Genomic DNA, 23,453 nt, shown 5'->3' with positions numbered 1-23,453 from the left:
GCGGCATCTGTCATATTTGTTGGATTAACCTGATAAATGCATCAAGCGTATGGGCGCCTTCCACTTCCTTTTTATCAAATACCATGAAATATTTGAAATCACTCCCTGCCTTATTCGCCCATGCCTGCCCTAAACGGATTTTGGCATGGCTGTCGCTGTTATCCCTGTCATCTCCTTTGGCTTCCAATAATATCGTCTTGCCGCTTTTGGTTCGAACAATAAAATCCGGGTAGTGATTAATAAACCCATTGATACGAAAACCTTTTTTCTCCTTATTTTTCGTCCAGAATAATACCGATGGCACATTAGCAATGTCATTGATGACCTTTTCCTCGAAAGAATTCATCTGTGCTTCCTTTTAATAAAGAGATTTGGTAATGTCCTTTGCCGTCTCACCCGGCGAAATCTGCAACTTTAATGTGTAAGACGGCTTTACAAAGAGTTGATCGGTATCTAAAGAGTCACGGAATGTCTTTTCTGCCGCTACGACCGAAAGGGCGTCTATTTTCTCCTTTATCTTCTGTATATAACTATACTCATGGTCTACAAAATCTTTGAACTGTTCGTCCTTAAAGCCTTCTAAAATCCTTATTATATATTTCTTTAACTCTTTGTCGTCTATGGCGTAGATATTGCCGATCATATCTAAAATGAGTGCGGCCAAATTTTTTATCCTATTTTCCTTTTGAGAGGGATCAAGAATATACTCCTTTATCCTGCCGGCAATTTTACCGTCCAACTTTACAAAAGTTGGGGTGTGGTCCTTCTTGGTTTCGTCCAGGTCCACTTTAAAAAGGTCCGCAGAAACGCCATCAAAAGAAATATGCGTGTCTGCTTTCCCTAATTCAAACTCCTCCAGTAAACTCTCTTTCTCCAATAAAACATCTCCCGTACCCGAGCTAAATAAATTGAGTACAGGGGTTTTCAAGTAGAACTGCGGTATCACTATTTGCGACGCCTCTTCTTTGAAAACCTCCTTCATATCGTACTGTTTTACCATACCCGTCAATTCGTTTGGCAATGGAGCATCATTATTTTTTTCCGCCATGGCTATTTTCTCTTCAAATTCGGCATTCTGCGCTTCAGCTTGCGTCAAAATTGCATCCACCGACTTGGAGTGATCAATCCTTGTAAAATCCGGGATTCTCCTGGCGTCAATATCATCCGTCCAGTCCAACTGGCTCACTTTGTCCTGACTGCCAGCATCCTCCAGTTGATTTTCGTCTGCCAGCTTATAGTCCTTGTCGCTGAAACCCGCATTGTTCAGGCCTTCGACAATGTGTTGCAATGTATCTATAAACTTTGACGAAGCCGTAATCACATAACTGAAATTCAGGAAAGGTGCGTTGTTTTTTGACACATAAGGCAATCTTAATACCCTACCCAGAATTTGCGTGACATCAACGGCAGAACTCTTGTCTGCCAGCGACGCAAGTATGTAAGCAAACGGACAATCCCAACCCTCCCTCAAGGCATTTACGGTGATAATATAGCGAACAGGACAAGCCTTGTCCATTAACCCATTGGGATATTTTGACGTATCATCGAACTCCTTCAATTCATTTATATCCGCCGTTTTTATCTTTATTCTCTCCGCGGGGATTTTTAATTCAATCAGCTTTTCTTTTAACTTTTCAAATGTGGTATTATCTTTCGCGTTTCTCGGTTGGGCCTGAAACAGGACAATGGGCCGGATATACTTACCCCCGTTTTCCTCATCTTCTTTAGCCTGCAATTCCAATCTACGCTGCAATTGCAAGGCGGCGTTAATCACTTCCGTTTTGTCAGGCTGGTTATAGACAATGACAGGCAATTTTACCATATTGTCTTTCTTCAATTCTATCGCATCAACAAAACTGATAATGTTGCTATTACTCCTTGGCGTTGCCGTCAAATCAAGAATGAAGCAGGGGTTTAATTCTTTCAGCATCTCAATACTCAACTCACTTTCCGCATTGTGACTCTCATCGACCACAACTATTGGGTTAAGGTACTTGATGACCGACCCCAGCGTAAGCTCGTCTCCTTTTGCAATCAGCGTCTCAAACGATTGTAGATTCCCGTTTTCCTGAAACACCTTTCTATCCTCCATTTTTCTTGCCCGAAGACTGTCAAAGCTGAAGACCATGATGCTTAGTTGCTCTTTTATAGAAGTGGCATTGAACCCACTTCCCATCAATAAAGCAGCCTTGTCGAAAACTTCAACTTTATTTCGAAAATGCGCATTTATTTTCTGTCTGTAGGGGTGACTGGTATCCCGAAGATTTTTTATGGTCTGATCCAAAATCGTGATGGAGGGTACAAGCCAGACAACGGCCCTGGGTCTATTGTGATCAAACGAGTCAAAAATTGTCTTGAGCGCATTGCAAGCAATAAAAGTTTTCCCTCCTGCCGTTGGAACCTTGACACAGATATGAGGCACCCCGGTAATATTGTCCTTATACGGCTCGACAGCTTTACCTGGCAACGGCTTCACCGGGGTAACAGGATGCGTTTTCCAATAATCCTGAAAAGCGTCTTCTATAACCTTTGATTGCTGAATTTTTTCCAAAAACCGGTCAAGGTCTGTAATAACATCCTGCTGATATCTTTTTAGCTCCATATCGTACCGCTTAAAATCTGGTTATATCCCTGGGTATTTTTTTAAAAACGATATTATTTCTTGTCATGAAGTCTTTTGTAAGCAAGCACTTGTCGGCATAAATTACATATTGTTCCGCCCTGGTTTTGATGGTGCTCAAAAACTGGTGATTCAACGTGGTAACCCCTCCGGTCTCGTAGTGAAAGTAATAAGCGGTTTCGTTGATTTTGTCTAAGAAGTAGTGGTTGTCTTCGCTCGCCCCAGATTCAAGTGCTTTCTGCGTTTCGGTGTAGAAAATGTAGTTTCGGATTTTCTCTACACCGACAGATTCATTAAAGCCTCCATCTTCATTAAAAAGCGGTTCTCCCAACTCATAGAAATCAAACCCGCCTGTTATTCCTCCCTTAATAACCCTTCTTACCCTTTCAGCCGTTGTCGTTTCAGCAATATTATTGAACGCTCCATTCTTATCAGTCTCGTCTACCTGCACCAAAATAAATTTCCTTTTGCCTTCGTCTTTTTTATTCAAATCCAAAACGGCATGCCCCGTTGTCCCGCTACCGGCGAAACTGTCCAGAACAATTGCCTCGTTATCAAAATACGTAATCGAGTTTATCAAGTAGGAAACAAGTTGGTACGGTTTGGAATAATCAAAAATCCTATCCGTTCCAAATAATTCCCTTAATGTTTCATAGGCATCATCGGTGGTTGCGCTAAACTCCCTACCGTCCAAAAAAGACGGAAATCCTTTATGCTTATCGTCCGAATTTCGAAACGCCCTCGGCTGAAGGTTTAAGGTATTAATCACCAGTTGCGTTTCATTCTGCAATTCATTGTCTAAAAATGACTGACTCCAGATAAAAGGAGCTTCAATTATAAATTCGTTTGTAATTACTCCTTCGGCTACCGTGATGTCGGTTTTCAAATGAACCGCACTTGTACCGCTACCATATTTCCCCGCACGATATTCCCCTTCTTTCAGTTTCGTTTTCACCGCGCCTGCAGGGAATTTCAATTCCCCGGTGGCGTTGGTTCTTTTAACCAACGGCTGTGACTCTTCGCTATTGGGCTTGCCCCCAAAAAGCAATAATTTCTTCTTTTTACGATATGCATAAATGTATTCTGTCAGACTCACAAATTCCTTTGAGAGATAAGAGCCCTTTCGCTTCTTGAACCAACTAACCTTTCCGATAAAATTACCCGTACCCCAAATTTCATCCATCAATAATTTCAACGTCGCCTGTTCATTATCATCTATTGAAACGAAAATCGCCCCATCATCTGCCAACAATTTGTGCAACAGCACTAATCTCGGATACATCATGCAACACCACTTGTCGTGTCTGCTTAAGTCCTCCCCTTCTGTTCCCACTACTTTCTTCAACCACTTCTTTAGTCTCGGATCATTTACGTTGTCGTTGTAAACCCAATTCTCCGTCCCGGTATTGTAAGGAGGGTCAATGTAGATGCACTTTATTCTTCCTTCATATTCCGGCAGCAACGACTTTAGGGCCTCCAAATTATCCCCGTGAATGATTTTGTTTCCACTTTTGGTTTCTGTTTCCGATTGCAATCCGTTATCAAAACCATAAGAATGTTCAAGAACCTTGTAGGGCACATCCATATGATGATTTATAACCTTGTCTTTCCCTATCCAATTTAGCGTGGGCATGTATCACAAATCTTTTAAGAGATTAAATATAGTCAATATCACCGGCAGTGCTGTTTATCACCTCTGAAAGCTCCCACTTAATCACCTCCCAATATTTACCCCGAAGGCATATAGGATCAAAGTCACCATCAGCTTTCGAAAAATCAATAAAATTTCTGCGTATCGTTGATTCATTATGATTGTAGGGATAGCGTTTTTTATGAAGCTGAATCATAGCATCCAACGTAAGGCTATCCAGGAGCTCATGTACATCAAAAAAATCCTTCTTCCGTGCCTGCCGTTGGACTATATCAATTTTCATTGCTGCGATTTCTTCAATGGTCGCCATTCTGATACCGTCCTCAACAAGAGGCGGCTGAATAAAAGCATCCGTATAATACAAATCCAATTTTATCGCTTCCCTGTCATTTTCTCCAACCATATATGATGTTCCCATTCCTATTGGCCCTTGAATTCGAGGGGTAACGTATGGAAACTGTTCGCGCAGGTATTGATCAATGACATCAAAACCTGCGCTGTTATATTCATCGTCTGTAAACAAATCGATATCATCAGACATTCTATGCCCTAATTGAAGGCTCAGGGATGTACCGCCAACAAGTCTAAACGGAGCAAATAATCCCGCCGCCATAAGCTTTCTGAGGGCCATTTGAAGAATGGGCCGCGTTGTATTCCAGTAAAGCCTAGACATGAGGACTATTCTTTAGTATCCTATCGACTTGTTCTTTCCCATAAAACCGGACAATTTCCGCCTTTTCTTCTTCGTTACCTCGTTCAAAAACACGATCGATAACCGCGGCCTGTTGCTTCTGCCAATCTATTTTTTCGATTCGTGTATCCCAGAAAAGAACAGGACGCAATTTGGAGAAGTCAGGTCTATTTTTTTCACTGCGCTTACGTTTTTCCTGTTCAATATCATAAAAGATCTGAAGGGTCATCAGATACCCTTCTTCCAAGCCCAATGCCTCCTCTATCCGCAGGGACAATGCGGTATTCATATTCCTTCGTCCATTTAAAATCGCAGCCAAGGTCTGGGGATATTCATCAATGGATAAAGCAAATCGCCCCTTTGGCAGTTTTCGCTGCCGGAGTTCCCTTTCTAAGATGATACCGGGATGTATACCTTTTACGATTTGAATCGTCGGATGCATAATGCAAAAATAAACATTTTTGATAACACAGTTTTGATAATTTTGAAGAAATTTTCTAATTTGGTACGGAAAACCGCCCCCCTTTTGTCTCTCTATAAAAGCCATATAACGCACCATGGAGAAATTCCTTTTCATTATCCGCGAAGACCTGGTCAGGCTGGGTACGTTAAGCGAAGACGAGCGTTATGACGCCATCAAGGAAATGGACCTGTGGGTGAAAACATTGGTGGCCAAGGGGAATTATGTCGGGGGCGATGCTTTGCGGATAAAGGGCAGCTATGTGAGCAAGGACCGTGTGGTTTCCGACGGTCCGTTCATAGAAGCAAAGGAGGGCATCAGCGGATTTATGTTTATGCAAGCCAGGGATTTGTCGGACGCCGTCTCCCTCGCGCAAACCTGCACGCTGGTGAAAAGGGGCGACATGGCCATTGAAGTGCGTCCGATGATGGATGTAAAAGATATAAGGGAGTTAGGTGATGAACCGAGAAGAGCAGGCGGTTGACCTGTTATACAAGACCCATTTCGGGAAAATGGTTACAGCCATGCTTCAGTTTTCGAGGGACATAGACCTCGAATGGGCTGAAGACCTGGTACAGGATGCCTTTTTTTCCGCACTTTCCACCTGGAAGCACAAAGGCATCCCGGAAAACCCGGCCGGCTGGATGTATAAGGTTTGCAGGAACAATGCCATCAATTCCCTGAAAAGGAATAAAACCTTCAAGAACCCATTCGAGGGGGACCCTGCGGCCGACGCGGCGGCGGAACCGGACGAAAGCGTTTTTGACGACCGGAAAATGCAATTATTGTTCGCCTGCGCGCACCCCCGCCTGTCGTCCAAAATGCAGGTGGTGATAACGCTGAAGTACGTGGTGAACCTGAGGATTGAATCCATATCGAGGGCATTGGGCATGACGGTCGACGGTATCGATAAAATGCTGGCAAGGGCGAAGCACCGGATAAAAATGGAAAGCATTTTTTTGAAGGAGCCTTCCCCCCGGCAATTGACATCAAGGTTACCCGTCGTGCATAAGATCATATACCTCATCTTCAATGAAGGATACCGGGCGGGCAGCGGCAGGGAATTGGTCCGCCAGGACCTGTGCGAAGAAAGCCTGATCATGACCAAGTCCCTGCTCGACAACCATATTTCCGATGGGGATACGGCCGCGTTGTACGCCTTGCTTTTGTTCAACGCGGCGAGGCTTGGGGCCCGTTTTTCGGCAGCGGGTCAACTATTGGACCTCGAAGAGCAAGACAGGACGTTGTGGAATAAGGATCTGATTGCCCTGGGCAATCACTACATCCGCCAGGTTAACATGGATCATGTCTCCTCCTACCACTATGAAGCGGCGATCGCCTATCTGCATTGCCATGCCAAAAGCTTCGCCGACACAGACTGGTCGACCATCACACAATTATATGCGAAGTTGTTGCAGGACAACCCTAATCCATTTGTCGAGCTTAATTATGCCATTGCCCTCTATTATGACCGTCAGGCACCGAAGGCGTTCGGCATTCTCCATGATTTGCAACAGACCTTCCTGGAGCGGTACTACCTGCTGCACGCCACCATGGGGAAATTGTATTTTCTGGAGGGGGAATACCGCGAAAGCGACCGGCATTTGACGAAAGCCCTCGCCCTAACAAGTTTTCAGGCGGAAAAGGATTTCGTCCAAAAAATATTATTGAAAAACTGAGTATCAGAGATTAAAAGAGGTAGAGCCATGAAACCCGCATAAACTGCGGGTTTCATCGTTTGTAGAATCCCCCCCGTTAAATCACCCTATAAACTCTCAAAAATTTGCCCTATTTTAAGCTCCATGAGGCACCAGCTTCTCCTCTTTGCTTACCTGTTTTCCCTTGGCTGCGCAGGCGCCCACGCGTTCACGCCAACCGGGAATACACTTTCTGTTAAACACAGCAGGAGATTTCAATTTTCACTGCCCTCAAACCTCGGGGATGGACACCAATGGATATTGCCCGACACCTCCTCTATGAAGCTCATATCACATGTGGCTATTGACAACAAAGATTCCACGGGATCCACCAATGTCGAGGTATTTACACTACGCCCGCTCCTGAAAGGAGATTTTACCCTGGCATTTTACCGGATCCGGCCTTTCGATAACATTACTGACAGCGCGGGGGCTCAAAAGCTATATCAAAAAATTCATGTTAGATGAAAGCATTTATTGTTTGTCTACTTCTGACGCTACAAGGGTTTGCCGAGGTGTATGCCCAGGACCATCCGCTAGGCTATCTCCCATTGACCAGCGATCAAAAGGCAACCATCAAGAAGAACCAGGATCTTTTTTTTGGCAGTGAATATGTGGATTATGATGATCACGATCATCCATTCCCTCAAATTGACTATACGGAACGTCATATTGATTTAAGGGATTGGGGTCTGGTAAGCCCGGTAAAAGACCAAAAAAGTTGCGGAAGCTGCTGGGTTTTTGCGACTTTGGCAACCTATGAATCCTCGTATGCCTTTCGGAATAGCAAAGCAATCGTCAACCTTTCCGCACAAAATGCGTTGAATTGTTCGGGGGCCGGCAATTGCATAGGGGGAAATCCTGCCATGTTGCTTGATTGGTGGGTAAGTAGAAGAGTGTTGTTGAAAAACGAATTTGATCAGCCCTATAATGGCTTTTTTGGATCGTGCTCCGATGTCATGGGGAAATACAAAGCCGTTGCCTGGGATTTCGTAGATGCCAGCAGGTTCATTCCCTCCACCACAGATATAAAAAGAGCGATAAGCCGCCATGGAGCTGTATTGGCCGGCGTTTCGGCTACACTCAGCTTTGAAAGGCTCAGGGGAAGTTATACGTACAACGAATCCACCAATCTCAGAACCAACCATGTCATTTCCATCGTTGGATGGGACGATGACCGGGAGGCCTGGTTGGTCAAAAATTCATGGGGCACCCAATGGGGCGACAATGGCTATGGATGGATAGGCTATGCCAGTAACCTGATTGGCGCATCAGCCATGTGGGTAGATGCCGAAGTAGACAATACCCTTCAGCCGGACAACAATGACCAGGACAATCATTCTTTCAAGGTAACGGACAACCTTTCCAACGACCAGGTATATGAAGAAGTCTATCTAACCATCAACGGTAAAGTCCAGGTATTCAGCCTGGGGACTTCCGGGCAGAAAACCGCCACCAAAACATTCCATTTCGATCCCAATCAGGAGGTGACTTACAAGATATATTCAAAGACCATATTCAAGGATAACAATGGCAACACCCGGCTGGGCATAGGAACGGGGGAAGGAAGTATTCATATCGACAATAACGAAGACCTGCACATCTACATCACCCGATTCCTCAATGACGACAGAAGCAAATACAACATCATTATAAAGAAATTCACATGAAACATCTTACCTCATTGATGCTGGCTGCCCTCTTTATGATGGCCGTAAAGAAAGAGGCCTATAGCCAATCGCTGAACTATCTTTCTTCCGAATACCTGGTCACCGAGGACAATACCATTTGCTCGCAGGCCCAGGCCAATTTCGCCATGGACATAGACCTGTCCAAAACCAATTTGGCGAACATCCTGGAAGCACTCAATCTATCCGCCTACAAGGTCGACGTTGTCATGTGTAATCAGATAAGGCATTCGGCTTTGGCCTATTTGGACCACAATACAGGCAGAAAGTATATCCTGATCAACGGCAACATGTTAAGTGACCTGGACACCCGCTATTATTCACACCTGTTCATCATTGCACACGAGTTCTCCCACTTATACCTGAATCATTTCGAACAAACCGATCTCACCCAGGAAAACAAACGAAGAATGGAATTAGAGGCGGACAAGAATGCCGCCATGTTGGTCAAAAAGCTGGGCGGAGCGATAGATGATTGTTACTACGCCCTGGACCAGTTACACCATCCCACGGTCGACACCTATTATGACCATCCTACCAAAGACAAAAGGTATGCTGCAGTCTTGGAAGGCTGGAATATGGATGCCCCCGCCCCCACCAATACCGTTTATTCTAATTACACGGACTACTTCAATGATTTAGACGATATTTCCCTTTTGAAATATACCAATAACGTAGGCGCATACGACTTCAACCACTATAAGGAAAAGCATCCGGATATGCAGCCAAAATCCATTTTCTATTACCAGAATGCGTACTGGGTGGTTTGGGAAAAGGCCGAGGCCGGCAGCGCCTCGCGGTATTATTGGAATTACGATGAATTTCCCCAGCAAGACATACAATCATACCTGGACAATGGCTACAGGTATCAATTCATCGAAAGAATAAACGATGCATGGTTCATAGTGCTTAGAAAATCTTCAAACCAGCCGGCCCAGAAAACAGTGGATATATCCAAATATGATTTGGAGAACTTCACAAGGTCTTATTCATCGTTGGTGGTAGACAACTTAAAGGCGGGGTATACCATTCAAAACCTGATCGAAAACAGCAATGGCAACTATACGATATTCTTCACCTACACGGGAAACCAGACCTGGGCCTTGAACTTTTTTCCTACGTACGATGAGTTGATCAGTTGGCAGCACAATATGGAAAATCAGAATTTTAATTTCATGAGCTTCTTTAAATATGTCGACGGCCGCTTTTTCGGTTTCATGGTCAACGATCCTCAGGTAAACAACTGGCATATCAGGGCTCTCGATGTGAACAGCCTGGATGAAGTGAAAAATTTCATTAAAGATGGGTTCAGCGTGGCCAATATTACTGCCGATCCTGAATATATAAGGTTAACCCTGGCGAAAGGAAATTAAAATGAAAAAACCCGACCGAAGTCGGGTTCTGTGCCCAGAACAGGAATCGAACCTGCACTCCATTGCTGAAACCAGATTTTGAGTCTGACGCGTCTACCAGTTCCGCCATCTGGGCAATAAACGCTGCGGTGTAGCAGCGGGGTTGCAAATGTAGCCAATTCTTCCAAAATGGTAAACAATTTTTAAGGCCGTACATTTAACCCATGTTGACGATTGGCTTGATCAAAGAAGGCAAGGTCCCGGCGGATAACCGGGTGGCGTTTACCCCTCACCAGTGCCAGTGGCTACAGGAGCAGTACCCGGACTTAAGGATTGTGGTGCAAAGCTGTCCAACGCGGTGTTTTAGCGACCGGGAGTACCAGGCGGCGGGTATAAAGGTACAGGACAACCTGGAAGAGGCGGACATCCTCCTGGGCATAAAGGAAGTACCGAAGGAGCTGCTCATCCCGGGGAAAACATACTTTTTCTTTTCCCATACCAAAAAGAAGCAGGCGGGGAACCAGGCGCTTTTCCGGGCAATCCTCCGCGAAAAAATCACGCTCATCGACTATGAATGTCTCACGCACGAGGACGGGCAGCGGATCCTGGGGTTCGGGTTCTTTGCCGGTGTGGTGGGCGCGCATAACGGGATCATGGCTTATGGCCGCAGGACGGGTGCCTTCGCGCTGGGGCGTGTCTACCAGAGCAAACACTTCAAGGGGCTTATCCATACCTATTTTGAACTGCGGTTACCACCGCTGAAGGTCGCGGTGACGGGGACGGGACGGGTATCCTCGGGGGTGTTGGAGATCATGAACCTGATGGGGATCAAGGAGGTGGAACCGGAGGAGTACCTGAGGAGGAATTATGCCTACCCGGTCTTTGCCCACCTGAGGGGGCAGGATCTTTATAAACACAAGCTGACCGGGGGCTATAGCCGGGAAAGTTTCCACCTGCAACCAGGGGAGTATGCGTGTTTGTTCGAGCCTTACCTGGCACAAACCGACGTGTTGATGAACGGGATTTACTGGAGCGCGGATATTCCACCCTTGTTTATGATGGAAGACATGCGAAAGGCGGATTTCCGCATAGCGACCATCGCGGACATCACGAATGATCTAAAGGGGTCGATCCCCTGCAATATCGGGGACTCTACGATGGAAGACCCGGTCTACGGGGTGGATAAACAAACGGGGCAGAAGACGGCTCCTTATCTTCAGGGGAGCGTGGACGTGATGGCGGTGGGCAACCTGCCGAACGAGCTGCCGAGGGATGCCTCTCAATATTTTGGCGAGCAATTTATCAAGTTTGTTTTGCCGGAGCTTTGGAAGGTCCGCAGCGACCTGCTCAAAAGGGCCACGATGGTCCGGGAGGGGCAGCTGACGGAGGGGTTCCGGTACCTGGAGGACTACGCCGGGCTCACGTGATCGCGCAGCACCCGCACCTGGTCCCGCGCGATCTCCATCAATTGTTTTTCTTCAAAAAGTGTCGTTGCCATGTGCAGGGGCAAGTGTGGGCTTTCAAGGGCGGTCTCATACGCCTTCTGGGCAGTATCTTCCCCAAAAATACAGCCGGCCAGGATGGCACGACGGCTGTGGTTCTCCGCAACCGGAGTCACATTCGCCCACATTTTATAAATGGAACCGCCCAGGGAATCGTCGATGTCAAGGTCGCCGCCCAGCGCCTGAAGCTCGGTCACCAGCACCCTCCGGAAACGCCGGCTCTGGTCTATATTCCTGACAAATAAGATGTTAAGATCGGCGTCTTCGGGCTTTAGGGCTTCGAGGGCCTTCATATAAGCGGCGATCCGGTCGTTGTTGACGCGGATGAGGTCATTGAAAAGATCGAGGGTTTCCTTGGTAGCGACGTCTTCCATGAACGCAGTTTTTCTCTTTATAAGGAAAAAAAGAATGCCAGAACCGCTGCACTATAGATATAGGTAGTAATCCTTTAACAATTCTTTGCATTCCGGTCCGTAGTCTTCTCCAATCTTGATGATCCACTGGTGGGTTAACGTAGGGGGATCGTGGCGTACGTCCAGGCTTTGTCTTTCCAGCCAAAGCATCGCCCGGAAAGGGGAATGGGCGGGGGTTTGCTGTAGGAACACCTGTTCCCGGCAAAAGAACCCGAGGTCAAGGGCATCGCTCAAAAAGGAGTCCAGCCGGTGAAAGGGGATAAGGACCCCGGCAATACCATTGGCAGTGAGGTCTCTGAAGATGGCCCTTAACATTTGAGGAAAAGTAAGTGTTTCCCCGTGACGGGCGAGGTTTCGACCGACCTCCGGGCTGGGCAGGTCATCCTCGAAAAAAGGAGGGTTGCTGATGATCGCGTCAAAAGAACTGGAAAAAGTAAAATCATTGATGTCCCCCGGCACAACGCGGAGACGGCCGGACCAGGGGCTGGAAGCCATGTTACTGGCTGCCTGAATCGTAGACGATTGCTGGATCTCTACACCGGTAATAAAAGCAGGGCATTGCTGGGCCACCATGAGGGCGAGCAGACCGGTCCCGGTCCCGATGTCAAGGACGCGGCTTTCATCTCCGACGCGCTCTTTGAGTACGCCGGCCATCCAGGCGCCGAAGATACAGGCATCGGTGCTGACCTTCATGGCACATTGGTCCTGGAATACGGTAAACTGTTTGAATCGAAAAAATGGGTTGGCCATACCGTGAGCCTTACGGGGCACAAGCTACGAAATTTTGCGGCGCAAGCACCCGGTGGCGGCCCGCGGCTAGCGCTGCCCCCCCACGATCTGCTCCAGCGTCTGGGTAAACCCCGCCCCTATCGGCACGCAAAAGTCTCCCAGCCACACCTGGGTCTTTTCGATGCGATCGATCCGGTTCCTGTTGATGATGTACGAGCGATGGATGCGGAAGAACTGGTTCCCGGGGAGCAGCGCCTGGGCTTCGGCCATGGTCAGACGCGACAGGATCTTGCCGGTCGGCGTGATGAACTGCATATAATTGCCTGCGCTTTCCACGAACAGGATGTCCTGTAAAGAGACACGCACCTGGTCATAACCGCTTTTTACAAAAATAACGGGGGACGCAAAATCCTTATTGGTACGGAGCTGCAGGAGCTCCTGGGCTTTGTTGCAGGCTTTGAGAAAGCGGCTGAGTGAAAACGGCTTCAGCAAATAGTCGATGGCGTCGAGCTCAAAACTTTGAACGGCGTGTTCAGCATACGCCGTGGTAAAAACGACCATGGGGGGCTGGGGCAGGGATTTGAGGAGCTCCAGACCGGAGATGTCGGGCATTTTGATGTCCAGGAAAATGAGGTCGGTCTTATTCTTCTGAAGATAGTCGAGGGCCTGGAAGGCGTCGGTAAAAGAGGCTCGGAGGTCCAAGAATGGCACTTTCTCCGCGAGGGATTTCACGACCTCCAGGGCTATGGGTTCGTCGTCTATGGCTATAGCGGTCATCATCGTCTTTGCGATTTGAAGGTACGCTATTCCTCCCTCAACCCCTCCACCGGATTCCCCAAAGCCGCGCGCAGCGCATGTCCGCCCACCGTGAGCAGGGCCACCCCCAGCGTCACCCCACCGGTCAGGAGGAACACCCACCATTGGATGCCGATGCGATAGGCATACCCCTCCAGCCACCGGTGGGCAAAGTACCAGGCTAGCGGGGCGGCAATGACGAGCGCCACGAGCACCAGCCGGGAAAACTCGACGGACAAAAGCCGGACGATGGACCCAACGGAAGCGCCAAGGACCTTCCGGATGCCGATTTCCTTGTGCCGGTTGACGGAGACAAGGGCGGCCAGGCCAAAAAGACCCAGACAGGCGAGCCCGATGGCAATCCCCCCGGCGAGCCCGAGGATCTGGATCCAGCGGGTTTCGGTGGCGTAAAACCGGTTCATTTCTTCATCCTGGAAGTTATATCGGAAGGCCAGCGAAGGGACCAGGGTTTTCCAGGTCCGGGCCAGGAAGGGCAGCACGATGGACGGGTCCCCGGCGGTCACCCGGACATAGATATGATTGACTTTTAGCCGGGCCGGCCAAAAAAACAGCTGGGGCCGGACCTGCTGGCTAAGGCTGACAAAGTTGAAGTCCCGGACAACGCCGATGATGCTGTAAGGGATCTTCCTGCCGTTGTCATCGGCTTTTTCGAGGACCTGGTCAAGGGCACTGTCCAAAGGGATATGAAATTCCTGGAGCAGGGCCTGGTTGACGACCACGGCGCCCGTGGAATCGGAGGACATGTTCCGGTCGAAGTCACGGCCGGCCAGCAGGGTCATCCCCATCACGTCGATATAACCGGGGGCCACGGGGTATTCGATGGATCCCCCACCCTTTCCCCTGAAGGAATAACCGCTGCCCATAAAGCCGCTGCCTTCGCCCAAACCAATCTCGGCGGAAGTCACCCCTAAAACGTGGGCGTTACCCAGTGCACGACGGCGGAAAGTACGATACACCCGCGGGTCGTCCACACCTGAAGCGTCTATATCGATCACGTTTTCCTTATGGAAACCGAGGTCCTTGTTCCGCATAAAGGAGACCTGCTGAAGAATGACAAAGGTCCCGGTGAGCAGACCCGCCGACAATACGAACTGGGCGACCACGAGGGAACGCGTAAAGAGGTTGGACCCGCGAAGGCGAACCTTGCTTTTAAAAACATCCAGGGGCTTGAACCCGGAAAGGACTAGGGCGGGATATGCGCCCGCCATCAGGCCTGTCAACACGGTCAGCCCCGTCAGCATCCACCAAAGCTCGGGAAAGCGGCTGAAACTGAGGTGCAGGGCGACACCGGTCAGGGAGGATACAAGGGGCAACAACAGCGCCGTGAGCAACAAGGCCAGCAGGGCGGAGACGGTGGTAAGCACCAACGCCTCCGCCAGGAACTGGACCACCAGATGGTTTCGCCTGGAGCCGATGACCTTTCGGACGCCGATCTCTTTGGCCCGGCTGGCGGAACGGCCTATGGACAGGGTCGTAAAGTTGATACACGCGATCAGAAGGATACCGGCCGCCATGGCGATGAGCAGCCAGACCTGACGGGGTTCCACCGGGTCGCCTGTGCCGTCGATGTGTGGATTGGTATGGATGTCCGTCAACGGTTGGAGCCGGAACGTAATGGGCGGGGTGCCCTTGCCATTCCATTGTTTTCGCTGGATCAGGTCGCGTTCTTCGTCGGGCAAATGGCGCTCCCGGAAGGCCACCATCTGCGCCACGGACAGCTTGCTGCCGGGTTTGAGTTGTACAAAGGTCTCGTCTCCCATGGTCTCGTACCAGTCGGTGAGCGCGCGGGCGTCGGCATGGACCAGGGCATAAGGATACCCGATGAGCAGTCCGAAATTGAAGATGGAATTGGAGGGCAGGTTTTGCGCGATACCGGTGACCTGGAAGGTCTCAAAGGCCGTGTCGATCTTGACCTGGAGAAAGCGGCCGGTCACATCCTGGCGTCCGAAAAGCCGGGCGGCCATGTCCTGGGTCAGGACGATGCTGTGCGTTCCCTCCAGAACATGGGCCGGGCTCCCGCTGACCAGGGGAAAAGAAAACATCGAGAAAAAAGGAGTGTCTGCAAAGGATACGGAAAGGCGGGAGACCTGGTCTCCCACCTTTACAAGTACCCTTCCCCGCGTACGGAAACGGACGAAGCGTTCCACCTCTGGTAGATCCTGGGCGAGGGCGGGTCCCATCGCCATGGATAAACCGGCGTAGCCTCCGGGTTCCCGGTCGGGAAGCCCCTCGGCCCACTCGACGACGCGATAAATGTCCCCGGCCCTTTTGTGGAACCGGTCGTAGCCCGATTCGTTCACCGCATACAAAAGAAAAACGATGAAACACGTGAGGCCTACGGACAAACCAAGTACGTTGATCAGGGCAAGGGCTTTCTGCCTGCCCAGGTTGCGCAGGGCAACCTTGCAGAACTGTTTGATCATGGCTATACTTTCTAAGAAAAAATGCGTTTCACGGCGCGCGGCGCCCACTTATCGCGATCCGCTCCGAGACGACAGCACTTGTCGTCTGAATTTCTTCCACAACTGACTATACGACTGCCCCTCGCTCCCGCCGACCACCGTCTTCCCCATCTGTTCCTTGGCAGTACGCGAGTCTTCAAAAAACTGGTCCACCGAGGCCTTATCGGCTTCCAGGGACTTCTCTGCGTAATAGGCTTCCAACTCCTTTTCCCGCTCCGAGGCCAGCCCGGCGCGATACACCCCGAGCTCGGTGGCCTGGGCCAGCCTGGCCTCGTATTCTCCTTTGGGCAGGAGCAGCTTGCTCAACACCGGCATCACTTCGATCAGGGTAATGATCAATATGATCAGCTGGTATCGCGTCCGCAGAGGGGCGTGTTCCTTGAGCAGGTCGCTCAGGGCCTCCACCTGCGCGAGAAATCCGTTGGAAAGGTTGGCGGAATAATCCTGTTCCTTGACTTTATTTTGCGCTTCGATGGTGTCGAGCTTGGACTGGTACAACGCGATCTGGGGATCGTTCTGACGGAGGAGTTGGTCCTGCGCGTCCTGGCTTTTCAGGTATTCCTGTTTTTTGACCCGGGCGACAGCCGCCTCCCCGATCTTACCCGATCCCCCGGTACCGTCGGTTTCCTTAATATAGCCGTCCTTCAGGAATTTCACCTGGTCGGCGCCCGCGGCCTCCTGTTGCTGAAGCGCCTTGATGTGCGTCTGGTAGTCCGCGACCAGCGGCGCGTTGAGCGTGGTCAATTGCTGCCTGAACGTTTCCAGTTTCTTTTCCTTGTTCAAAGCCATCTGGCTTTGAATGTCCTTTTGGAAAAGCATCAACACGATCGGCTGCGACAAAAACAAGCCGATCGTCAACGCCAGTGCCAACCGGAAGACCACGGGCAGCCAGCTCCCCGATTTGCCCATGGCGGCGATCAGGTTCCGGTCGATGGCGAGGATGGCGAGCCCAAAGAAAACCGCGAGCGCGCCCACGATCAATTCGTCGTCGATGATGGTGGAAAAAAAGTAGCCCCACGCCAGGGTGGCGAACATCCACGTGATCAGCACCGACATACCGATGATGCGGTAGCGCTCCTTTTCGGCGTTGCACTCACGCATGACGTCCGCGTCCACGGTGGCCAGCCACCACAGGAACCGGGAAAAGCCGTCGGGTTCTTCCTTGCGGATCGGGGGCTGTCCGAAGGGCGGGTTTTTGCTCGACCGCTCCGCCCTTTCTCTCAGGGAAATGTTGTTACCGTCCATGTGGGAACAATAGGGTTAGGTGAATAAAATATTCGGTTTGGGATTGATGGATCGACAACTCGTGCCGTCCGGGGTACAAGAGTTGGAGACGCTGACGCACATTTTCCAGGCCGATACCGGAACTGTTCTCCTCAGGGTCTTTTTCCGGGGACGGATGGACGCTGTTGTAGACGTCGAAGTAAACTTTATCAGGCGTACACGTCAGGGATACCTTGATCCAGCTTGGTCTGATCAGGCTGATGCCGTGTTTGAAGGCGTTTTCCACAAAGGGGATCAGCAACATAGGCGCTACGGTGTGCTGGCAACCGGCCTCCTCCAGCATCGTGTCTATCCTTATCTTGTCCGAGGCCTGGGTGCGCAGCTTCTGCAGGTCGATGTAGTTGCGCATGTACTGAATCTCCTTTATTAACGGAATACCATCCTGCATATTGTCGAAAAGCATAAAACGCATCATATCCCCCAGCTTTTGGATGCCCTGGGCGGTGTTTTCGCTCCGTTCCTGGATGGCCGTACCATAAAGGGTATTGAGCGCATTGAAGAGGAAGTGGGGATTGATCTGGGACTTTAAAAAATCCAGGTTGGCGTTGGACGTGCTCAGGGCGGAGGCCAACTGGTTCAAACGACCGGTTGTCTTGCGGCCGTACAGATAAAGTATCCAGGTCAGGGGGGTGACCAGGACAAGGATCCATATATACGTCACCACCAGCACCGCCCCGGGGTCAAAGGAAACCGACCCTATCGTCGCCTCGAACACCAGCACGACCGGCACGCACATGGCAAAAGAAAGAATCAGATACAACGCCCAATACTTCCACCAGGACAACCGCTTTTGCTCCCTATACGGGATCAGCCAGTTATAATTCAGGGCGTGGACCAAAAAGGCCAGGGGCAGGGCACAAAAAGCAACAAAAATCATAAAGTCAAGCGCATCCCGGCGCACAAAAAAGACCGCGGCTATGGCCGGTACCCATATAAAAAGAAAGGCCTGAAAATGCGTCATAAAGGACTGCGCCTTCAGGCTTCGTTTGCTCCGCGACATCAACGCCGGTATGACATAAACCCTGATCAGGATATACGCCGTTATCAGCGCCATAAATTGCAAGGCCATGATGAGTCCGCGGCTGAAAAAGGTCACCAGCCTGCCCGCCAGCCGTTCCGGCCCGGTATAATTCTCGCTATAGCCCGGGCTTCCCAGAAAGGTATTAAACGCAAACAACAACGTCATCGCTCCCAGGACGCCCAGCAGGAAGGTGATAAAAGCATCATTTCTTTTGGTTTCGAAAAAGCGCGGATACCCCAGGAACATCACCGCCAGGAATCCTCCATAATAGAACAACGCCGGGAGGATGTGGGGCAGGAAATAATTCATGACATAGTTAAACCGCAACCCGGAATTCCAAAATTCCCGCCGTACATCGGCCACCGACGCCTGGCCTGCCCCGTCCATCCAGGCCAGGGAAGCAGAAAGCGATACAGTGACGAGTAAGGTGGCCACCCAAAATTCCAGCTGTCGTAGGTTCATGCGGTAAACTTTCACACAATGTTACGGCGCCCGGCGGGGCCGGAAGTCATCATGTGACGAACCGGTGAAAAGATGTGACAAACCCGCCGGCTGGGTTATGCCCATTCCGCCCTTGCGCTCGGGCTGACCGAAAGGTCTGCAAACTGCCCCGCCTGATAGAGGTACCACGCCGTTTGGGCGATCATCCCGGCATTATCCGTACAATATTGAAAAGCAGGGATATACGTATTCCACCCCCGCCGCTCCCCCATTTCCTTCAGGGCCGTACGAAGGCCGCTGTTGGCGGATACGCCCCCGGCGATACACACCTCGCGGATGCCGGTTTCCTTGGCCGCCCGGCCGAGTTTGTGGAGAAGGATGGTGACGATACGGTGCTGGATAGACGCGCAAATGTCGTCCAGGTTTTTGCGGACGAAATCCGGGTCGGCACGCTTCCCGTCCTGGAGAAAATAAAGGATGGAGGTCTTCAGACCGCTGAAGCTAAAGTTCAGACCCGGGATCTGAGGCTCGGGGAAAGCAAACCGTTCGGGGTTCCCGGAGCGCGCGTGTTTGTCGATCAAAGGCCCCCCGGGATACGGCAGATCCAGGAGCTTGGCGCTTTTGTCAAAGGCCTCGCCTGCCGCGTCGTCCAGCGTCTCCCCCAACACCTCCATGTCCAGGGGCGACCGGCAAAGTACAATCTGAGTATGTCCCCCGCTGACCGTCAGGCAAAGGAAAGGGTAAGAAGGCGCCGGCTCCGCAATCAGGTTGGCCAACACATGGGCCTGCATGTGGTGCACCGCGATCAGGGGCTTGTCCAGGGCAAGCGCCAGCGATTTGGCAAAACAGCTCCCCACGAGCAATGAACCGATCAACCCCGGTGCCTGGGTAAAAGCAATGGCGTCCAGGTCGGTGACCGTAACGCCCGCCTGTTTGAGGGCAACGTCCACCACCGGGACGATGTGCTGCATGTGGGCCCGGCTCGCCAGCTCGGGGACTACCCCACCAAACTGCTCATGGACCGCCTGTCCCGCGATATAATTCGTAAGGATCTGTCCGTCCTTACAAACCGCTGCGCTGGTTTCATCACAGGAAGACTCGATGGCGAGGATGGTCGTACTCATGGCCGCAAAGGTACGCCATAGCAGCCATTAGCTGCGAATGGCCTTGACGGGGTCCATCCTGGCGGCGATGGACGCGGGGATGATGCCCGCGAGCATGCCGGTGAAGATGCAAAAGAGGACCGATCCGAGAAAGAGGCCGAAGGAAATGGAGACGGTAAAATGGACGACGCTGCTGAGTAAAAAGGTCAGGAGGAAAACGAGGATGAGCCCGATGACACCGCCGAGTACGCAAAGAAAGGCGGATTCCAGCAGGAATTCGAGGAGGATGGTCCGGCGTTTGGCACCGATGGCCTTTTTGAGGCCGATCATGGGGGTCCGTTCCCGGACGGTGACGAACATGATGTTGGCGACGCCGAAGATGCCGACGATAAAGGACAGGATGGTGATGGCAAAGCCCCCGAGCGTCATCCCGCCAAAAATGGAATTGAGTTCGCTGGTGCCGCTGGTGACGTCGTTGAGTGCGAAGTTGTCATCTTGTTTGGGGCTGAGTCGCCGGACGGCGCGCATGACGCCCCGGAGCTGGCCCTTGACCTCGTCGAGGGGGATGCCTTCTTTACCGCGGACGAGGATGGCCATGTCCTGGTTGTGGACGTTGGCGAACGAGGTGCAGAACTGGTAGGGAATGACAACGACGTTGTCAAAGTCCCATCCGCCGATGAGCGAGTTGCCTTGTTTCCGGATAACCCCCACGATCAGCACTTTGTGTCCCTTGATCTCTATGGTTTTGCCAACGGCGGTGGGGGGATCGTCAAACAATTTCTCAGCGGTGGTGTAGCCCATGACGGCCACCGGCGTCCCATACTGAAACTCGGAGGGGAGAATAAAACGCCCATAACCGACGTCGACGTTTTGAATGAGGTTGAACTCTTCAGTAACCCCGTACCAGTTGACGTTGGTCAGGGCAAAATCTCCGTATTCGAGGTTGGTCTGACCATTGAAAAAAATAGCGGCGTGTGCAGCATAGTCCGCGCGCTCCTTGATAAACCGAAGCTCTTCGTACTTGGGCGTGGGCCGGCTGAGGTACTTCCACCAGGGGTAATCCGCCCCCCCGCCCCAGGGCCATTTCTGGACAAACACCGTATTGGTCCCCATGGCTTTGAGCTCTTCGTGGACGGTGCTGTCCAGGCTGTTAACGGTGGCGAGCACCGCGACGATGCAGAAGATCCCGATGGTGATGCCAAACAGGGACAGGAAGCTCCGGAGCCGGTTCTTTCTGAGCTCGTCCATCGCCATGCGAAAACTGGTGGACAGGATGTTCAGGGTCTTCCGCATGTTTCAAACCTACGAAAAAAAGTCGTACCTTTGCGCGCCCATGAACAAGTATAACGAACAGATCCAACGTCGCAAGACGTTCGCCATTATTTCGCACCCGGACGCCGGTAAAACGACGCTGACGGAGAAATTCCTCCTGTTCGGGGGCGCCATCCAAACGGCAGGCGCGGTCAAGAGCAACAAGATCAAAAAGCACGCGACGAGCGACTTCATGGAGATCGAACGGCAGAGGGGTATCTCCGTGGCCACCTCGGTCATGACTTTCGAGTATCGCGGGATGTTGGTGAACCTGTTGGACACACCCGGCCACAAGGATTTTGCCGAGGATACCTACCGGACCCTGACCGCGGTGGACAGCGTCGTGCTGGTCATCGACAGCGTCAACGGGGTCGAGGAACAGACGCGCCGGTTGATGGAAGTCTGCCGGATGCGGGATACGCCCGTCATCGTCTTTATAAACAAGATGGACCGGGACGGCAAACAGCCCTTCGACCTACTGGAAGAAATCGAAAAAGAACTACACATCAATCTCCACCCCATCACCTGGCCGATCAACAACGGGCGGGACTTCAAGGGGGTATACAACCTGTTTGACAAAAACCTGCTCCTATTCACCGCCAATACCAAAGCGGCGGGAGATGATACCGTGCTGATCGAGGACCTGTCCGCACCGGTGCTCGAAGACAAGGTCGGCTTGTCCGATGCCACCCGCCTCCGGGAAGACGTAGAGCTGATCGACGGGGTATACGGGGAGCTCAACGTCCCGGATTATCTGGCCGCCAAGGTCGCACCCGTTTTCTTCGGGAGCGCCATCAACAACTTCGGGGTAAAGGAACTCCTGGACACCTTTGTCCGGGTCGCCCCCTCTCCCCTCCCCCGGCCCACCAACGTCCGGGTTGTTCCTCCCGCCGAGGACGCCTTTAGCGGTTTTATTTTCAAGATCCACGCCAACCTCGACCCGAAACACCGGGACCGGATCGCGTTCTTACGCGTCTGTTCCGGTCGTTTCCAGCGCAATACGTTTTACCACCACGTCCGCCTGGACAAGGATGTCCGTTTCAGCAACCCCTATTCCTTCCTGGCCAGGGACAAGGATGTCATCGAGGAAGCCTTTCCCGGGGACGTCATTGGTCTCTTCGATACCGGCCAGTTCAAGATCGGAGACACGCTGACGGAGGGGGAAGACTTCTTCTATACAGGGATTCCGTCCTTTTCCCCGGAACTGTTTAAGGAACTGGTGAACAAGGATCCGATGAAGACCAAACAACTGGAAAAAGGCATCCGCCAGTTGACCGACGAGGGCGTCGCCCAGCTCTTTACCCAGCACGGGGGAAACCGGAAGATCATCGGCTGCGTGGGCGACCTCCAGTTCGAAGTTATCCAGTACCGGCTGTTACAGGAATACGGGGCGGCCTGCCAGTTCAACAGCCTGCCTTTCTACAAGGCTTGCTGGATCACCTCGGCGGACCCCAAAAAGCTGGAAGACTTCGCCCGCTTCAAACCCTCGAACATCGTGGAAGACAAGGACGAACACCTGGTTTATCTCGCGCAAAGCGAGTGGTTCCTCAATACGGAGCGGACCAACAATCCGGATATCGAGTTTCATTTTACGTCGGAGATACACAAGTAGGCGCTACGCGCTTCAGGCCGCGCCGCGCGTTTGCCGGAGGGCGCAGCCTGGGCGCCTACGGCTGCCGCAACTCCAGCGGCGTCGCAGGCGGCACCTTTTTGCCCGTGATCATACCCTCCAGGTGCTCGACCCAGCGCTGGGTCGCGGGACAGTACTCGACGTTCTGTTTGTAGACGTGGATGTAGTCGAGGGTTTTGCGCTTCGTCAAGTGCGGGAACCCGGAGCAATCGGCGGGACGCACCTCGTAGATGGAGCACTTGAAGTCCTCGGTATTAAAAAACTGGCAGGGACGCGACTTGTTCATCCAATCCCCGTCCGTATCCTTGTACAGCCATTTTTTGCGGAATTCGTCCGGGGTCATGGACAGGTGGGCGGCAATGCGAATGACGTCTTCCTTGGTAAAGGTCGGGGTCATGGACCGGCAGCAGTTCCCACAGGTCAGGCAATCCACCTCTTTCCACGTCAGCGCATCGGCCCCGACGGCCATGTGTTCGATCCCGGGAGGGGGGTCGTTTTCTATCCGGGTTAGGATGCGGCGGAGCCTCGGTTTTTTATCTAGGAGTTTTTTCCTGAACGAGCGGAGATTCATCTGGGAAGTGC

At 51.4% G+C, this 23,453-nt stretch carries 21 protein-coding genes and 1 tRNA gene; 7 read left to right on the top strand and 15 right to left on the bottom strand.

Going from position 1 to position 23,453, the window contains the following annotated elements; genetic code table 11:
• Positions 1 to 10: 10 nt before the first annotated feature.
• The 5 genes from EDB95_RS27575 to EDB95_RS21790 are packed head-to-tail and all read right to left on the bottom strand — an operon-like array spanning position 11 to position 5,404.
• Positions 11 to 346, bottom strand: a complete 336-nt coding sequence (locus EDB95_RS27575) for a hypothetical protein (protein WP_211352175.1) — start codon at positions 344 to 346, stop codon at positions 11 to 13.
• Between the two features lie 12 nt (positions 347 to 358).
• Positions 359 to 2,602, bottom strand: coding sequence for a DEAD/DEAH box helicase (locus tag EDB95_RS21805; RefSeq protein ID WP_211352174.1), 2,244 nt, complete (start codon positions 2,600 to 2,602; stop codon positions 359 to 361).
• A 10-nt stretch (positions 2,603 to 2,612) separates the two neighbouring features.
• On the bottom strand, positions 2,613 to 4,253 hold the full coding sequence (locus EDB95_RS21800; RefSeq protein WP_133997240.1) for a site-specific DNA-methyltransferase: 1,641 nt from the start codon (positions 4,251 to 4,253) through the stop codon (positions 2,613 to 2,615).
• A gap of 22 nt (positions 4,254 to 4,275) precedes the next feature.
• Positions 4,276 to 4,944 (bottom strand): nucleotidyl transferase AbiEii/AbiGii toxin family protein, encoded by a 669-nt coding sequence (locus EDB95_RS21795; protein ID WP_133997238.1) that lies wholly within the window; start codon positions 4,942 to 4,944, stop codon positions 4,276 to 4,278.
• A complete protein-coding gene (locus tag EDB95_RS21790) occupies positions 4,937 to 5,404 on the bottom strand; it encodes a helix-turn-helix transcriptional regulator (protein WP_133997235.1) in 468 nt (155 codons plus the stop codon). Before EDB95_RS21790 ends, EDB95_RS21795 begins: the two co-directional genes overlap by 8 nt.
• A gap of 115 nt (positions 5,405 to 5,519) precedes the next feature.
• Between EDB95_RS21790 and EDB95_RS21785 the strand changes: the two genes are divergently transcribed.
• The 5 genes from EDB95_RS21785 (at position 5,520) to EDB95_RS21770 (ending at position 10,180) form a co-directional block, all read left to right on the top strand.
• On the top strand, positions 5,520 to 5,906 hold the full coding sequence (locus EDB95_RS21785) for a YciI family protein (RefSeq protein ID WP_133997232.1): 387 nt from the start codon (positions 5,520 to 5,522) through the stop codon (positions 5,904 to 5,906).
• 40 nt (positions 5,907 to 5,946) lie between these two features.
• Positions 5,947 to 7,101: an RNA polymerase sigma factor gene (locus EDB95_RS21780; protein WP_246073761.1), complete on the top strand. Its 1,155-nt coding sequence runs from the start codon at positions 5,947 to 5,949 to the stop codon at positions 7,099 to 7,101.
• 123 nt (positions 7,102 to 7,224) lie between these two features.
• Positions 7,225 to 7,587: a protease inhibitor I42 family protein gene (locus EDB95_RS28025; protein WP_394346390.1), complete on the top strand. Its 363-nt coding sequence runs from the start codon at positions 7,225 to 7,227 to the stop codon at positions 7,585 to 7,587.
• Positions 7,584 to 8,789 carry a C1 family peptidase gene (locus tag EDB95_RS21775; RefSeq protein WP_133997226.1) on the top strand — a complete coding sequence of 402 codons (1,206 nt, stop codon included), beginning with the start codon at positions 7,584 to 7,586 and terminating at the stop codon, positions 8,787 to 8,789. The genes EDB95_RS28025 and EDB95_RS21775 overlap by 4 nt, the downstream gene beginning before the upstream one ends.
• Positions 8,786 to 10,180 (top strand): ImmA/IrrE family metallo-endopeptidase, encoded by a 1,395-nt coding sequence (locus tag EDB95_RS21770; RefSeq protein WP_133997223.1) that lies wholly within the window; start codon positions 8,786 to 8,788, stop codon positions 10,178 to 10,180. Before EDB95_RS21775 ends, EDB95_RS21770 begins: the two co-directional genes overlap by 4 nt.
• Before the next feature lie 31 nt (positions 10,181 to 10,211).
• Here the strand turns inward: EDB95_RS21770 and EDB95_RS21765 are convergent.
• Positions 10,212 to 10,295, bottom strand: a tRNA-Leu gene (locus tag EDB95_RS21765).
• A gap of 88 nt (positions 10,296 to 10,383) precedes the next feature.
• On the opposite strand from EDB95_RS21765, the gene EDB95_RS21760 reads away from it, so the two are divergent.
• Positions 10,384 to 11,586, top strand: a complete 1,203-nt coding sequence (locus tag EDB95_RS21760; RefSeq protein ID WP_133997220.1) for an NAD(P)-dependent oxidoreductase — start codon at positions 10,384 to 10,386, stop codon at positions 11,584 to 11,586.
• Here EDB95_RS21760 and EDB95_RS21755 read toward each other — a convergent pair.
• The 8 genes from EDB95_RS21755 to EDB95_RS21720 all read right to left on the bottom strand — a co-directional run bounded on the left by EDB95_RS21755 (position 11,568) and on the right by EDB95_RS21720 (position 21,223).
• A complete protein-coding gene (locus tag EDB95_RS21755) occupies positions 11,568 to 12,035 on the bottom strand; it encodes a PA2169 family four-helix-bundle protein (RefSeq protein WP_133997217.1) in 468 nt (155 codons plus the stop codon). The two genes, EDB95_RS21760 and EDB95_RS21755, sit on opposite strands and share 19 nt — an antisense overlap.
• A gap of 51 nt (positions 12,036 to 12,086) precedes the next feature.
• Positions 12,087 to 12,824 carry a tRNA1(Val) (adenine(37)-N6)-methyltransferase gene (locus tag EDB95_RS21750; RefSeq protein ID WP_133997214.1) on the bottom strand — a complete coding sequence of 246 codons (738 nt, stop codon included), beginning with the start codon at positions 12,822 to 12,824 and terminating at the stop codon, positions 12,087 to 12,089.
• A 66-nt stretch (positions 12,825 to 12,890) separates the two neighbouring features.
• Positions 12,891 to 13,583, bottom strand: coding sequence for a LytR/AlgR family response regulator transcription factor (locus EDB95_RS21745; RefSeq protein ID WP_246073760.1), 693 nt, complete (start codon positions 13,581 to 13,583; stop codon positions 12,891 to 12,893).
• A gap of 23 nt (positions 13,584 to 13,606) precedes the next feature.
• Positions 13,607 to 16,042 (bottom strand): ABC transporter permease, encoded by a 2,436-nt coding sequence (locus tag EDB95_RS21740; RefSeq protein WP_133997211.1) that lies wholly within the window; start codon positions 16,040 to 16,042, stop codon positions 13,607 to 13,609.
• Positions 16,043 to 16,090: 48 nt separating this feature from the next.
• Positions 16,091 to 17,326 carry a DUF4407 domain-containing protein gene (locus tag EDB95_RS21735; protein ID WP_133997208.1) on the bottom strand — a complete coding sequence of 412 codons (1,236 nt, stop codon included), beginning with the start codon at positions 17,324 to 17,326 and terminating at the stop codon, positions 16,091 to 16,093.
• Positions 17,316 to 18,848, bottom strand: a complete 1,533-nt coding sequence (locus EDB95_RS21730; RefSeq protein ID WP_133997205.1) for a sensor histidine kinase — start codon at positions 18,846 to 18,848, stop codon at positions 17,316 to 17,318. The genes EDB95_RS21735 and EDB95_RS21730 overlap by 11 nt, the downstream gene beginning before the upstream one ends.
• A 95-nt stretch (positions 18,849 to 18,943) precedes the next feature.
• On the bottom strand, positions 18,944 to 19,951 hold the full coding sequence (gene tsaD / locus EDB95_RS21725) for a tRNA (adenosine(37)-N6)-threonylcarbamoyltransferase complex transferase subunit TsaD (RefSeq protein WP_133997202.1): 1,008 nt from the start codon (positions 19,949 to 19,951) through the stop codon (positions 18,944 to 18,946).
• Positions 19,952 to 19,978: 27 nt separating this feature from the next.
• Positions 19,979 to 21,223, bottom strand: a complete 1,245-nt coding sequence (locus EDB95_RS21720) for an ABC transporter permease (protein WP_246073759.1) — start codon at positions 21,221 to 21,223, stop codon at positions 19,979 to 19,981.
• Positions 21,224 to 21,263: 40 nt separating this feature from the next.
• On the opposite strand from EDB95_RS21720, the gene EDB95_RS21715 reads away from it, so the two are divergent.
• Positions 21,264 to 22,853 carry a peptide chain release factor 3 gene (locus EDB95_RS21715; RefSeq protein ID WP_133997199.1) on the top strand — a complete coding sequence of 530 codons (1,590 nt, stop codon included), beginning with the start codon at positions 21,264 to 21,266 and terminating at the stop codon, positions 22,851 to 22,853.
• 55 nt (positions 22,854 to 22,908) lie between these two features.
• On the opposite strand, the gene EDB95_RS21710 is transcribed toward EDB95_RS21715, so the two are convergent.
• Positions 22,909 to 23,442, bottom strand: a complete 534-nt coding sequence (locus EDB95_RS21710; protein WP_133997196.1) for a YkgJ family cysteine cluster protein — start codon at positions 23,440 to 23,442, stop codon at positions 22,909 to 22,911.
• Positions 23,443 to 23,453 lie beyond the last annotated feature (11 nt).

It is taken from the genome of Dinghuibacter silviterrae (genome assembly GCF_004366355.1).
GTDB classification, from domain to species: Bacteria; Bacteroidota; Bacteroidia; order Chitinophagales; family Chitinophagaceae; genus Dinghuibacter; species Dinghuibacter silviterrae.
Note: the sequence above shows the minus strand (reverse complement) of the source record. Positions and strands in the feature narration are given on the sequence as shown.

What these genes read in the sequence shown, in the direction of transcription:
- EDB95_RS21795 (WP_133997238.1), bottom strand. Translation starts at nt 4,944, where the DNA reads ATGTCTAGGCTTTACTGGAATACAACGCGGCCCATTCTTCAAATGGCC.
- EDB95_RS21790 (WP_133997235.1), bottom strand. Translation starts at nt 5,404, where the DNA reads ATGCATCCGACGATTCAAATCGTAAAAGGTATACATCCCGGTATCATC.
- EDB95_RS21775 (WP_133997226.1), top strand. Translation starts at nt 7,584, where the DNA reads ATGAAAGCATTTATTGTTTGTCTACTTCTGACGCTACAAGGGTTTGCC.
- EDB95_RS21760 (WP_133997220.1), top strand. Translation starts at nt 10,384, where the DNA reads ATGTTGACGATTGGCTTGATCAAAGAAGGCAAGGTCCCGGCGGATAAC.
- EDB95_RS21710 (WP_133997196.1), bottom strand. Translation starts at nt 23,442, where the DNA reads ATGAATCTCCGCTCGTTCAGGAAAAAACTCCTAGATAAAAAACCGAGG.
- EDB95_RS21715 (WP_133997199.1), top strand. Translation starts at nt 21,264, where the DNA reads ATGAACAAGTATAACGAACAGATCCAACGTCGCAAGACGTTCGCCATT.
- EDB95_RS27575 (WP_211352175.1), bottom strand. Translation starts at nt 346, where the DNA reads ATGAATTCTTTCGAGGAAAAGGTCATCAATGACATTGCTAATGTGCCA.
- EDB95_RS21720 (WP_246073759.1), bottom strand. Translation starts at nt 21,223, where the DNA reads ATGCGGAAGACCCTGAACATCCTGTCCACCAGTTTTCGCATGGCGATG.
- EDB95_RS28025 (WP_394346390.1), top strand. Translation starts at nt 7,225, where the DNA reads ATGAGGCACCAGCTTCTCCTCTTTGCTTACCTGTTTTCCCTTGGCTGC.
- EDB95_RS21730 (WP_133997205.1), bottom strand. Translation starts at nt 18,848, where the DNA reads ATGAACCTACGACAGCTGGAATTTTGGGTGGCCACCTTACTCGTCACT.
- EDB95_RS21750 (WP_133997214.1), bottom strand. Translation starts at nt 12,824, where the DNA reads ATGGCCAACCCATTTTTTCGATTCAAACAGTTTACCGTATTCCAGGAC.
- EDB95_RS21755 (WP_133997217.1), bottom strand. Translation starts at nt 12,035, where the DNA reads ATGGAAGACGTCGCTACCAAGGAAACCCTCGATCTTTTCAATGACCTC.
- EDB95_RS21785 (WP_133997232.1), top strand. Translation starts at nt 5,520, where the DNA reads ATGGAGAAATTCCTTTTCATTATCCGCGAAGACCTGGTCAGGCTGGGT.
- tsaD (WP_133997202.1), bottom strand. Translation starts at nt 19,951, where the DNA reads ATGAGTACGACCATCCTCGCCATCGAGTCTTCCTGTGATGAAACCAGC.
- EDB95_RS21740 (WP_133997211.1), bottom strand. Translation starts at nt 16,042, where the DNA reads ATGATCAAACAGTTCTGCAAGGTTGCCCTGCGCAACCTGGGCAGGCAG.
- EDB95_RS21800 (WP_133997240.1), bottom strand. Translation starts at nt 4,253, where the DNA reads ATGCCCACGCTAAATTGGATAGGGAAAGACAAGGTTATAAATCATCAT.
- EDB95_RS21780 (WP_246073761.1), top strand. Translation starts at nt 5,947, where the DNA reads ATGCTTCAGTTTTCGAGGGACATAGACCTCGAATGGGCTGAAGACCTG.
- EDB95_RS21805 (WP_211352174.1), bottom strand. Translation starts at nt 2,602, where the DNA reads ATGGAGCTAAAAAGATATCAGCAGGATGTTATTACAGACCTTGACCGG.
- EDB95_RS21745 (WP_246073760.1), bottom strand. Translation starts at nt 13,583, where the DNA reads ATGATGACCGCTATAGCCATAGACGACGAACCCATAGCCCTGGAGGTC.
- EDB95_RS21770 (WP_133997223.1), top strand. Translation starts at nt 8,786, where the DNA reads ATGAAACATCTTACCTCATTGATGCTGGCTGCCCTCTTTATGATGGCC.
- EDB95_RS21735 (WP_133997208.1), bottom strand. Translation starts at nt 17,326, where the DNA reads ATGGACGGTAACAACATTTCCCTGAGAGAAAGGGCGGAGCGGTCGAGC.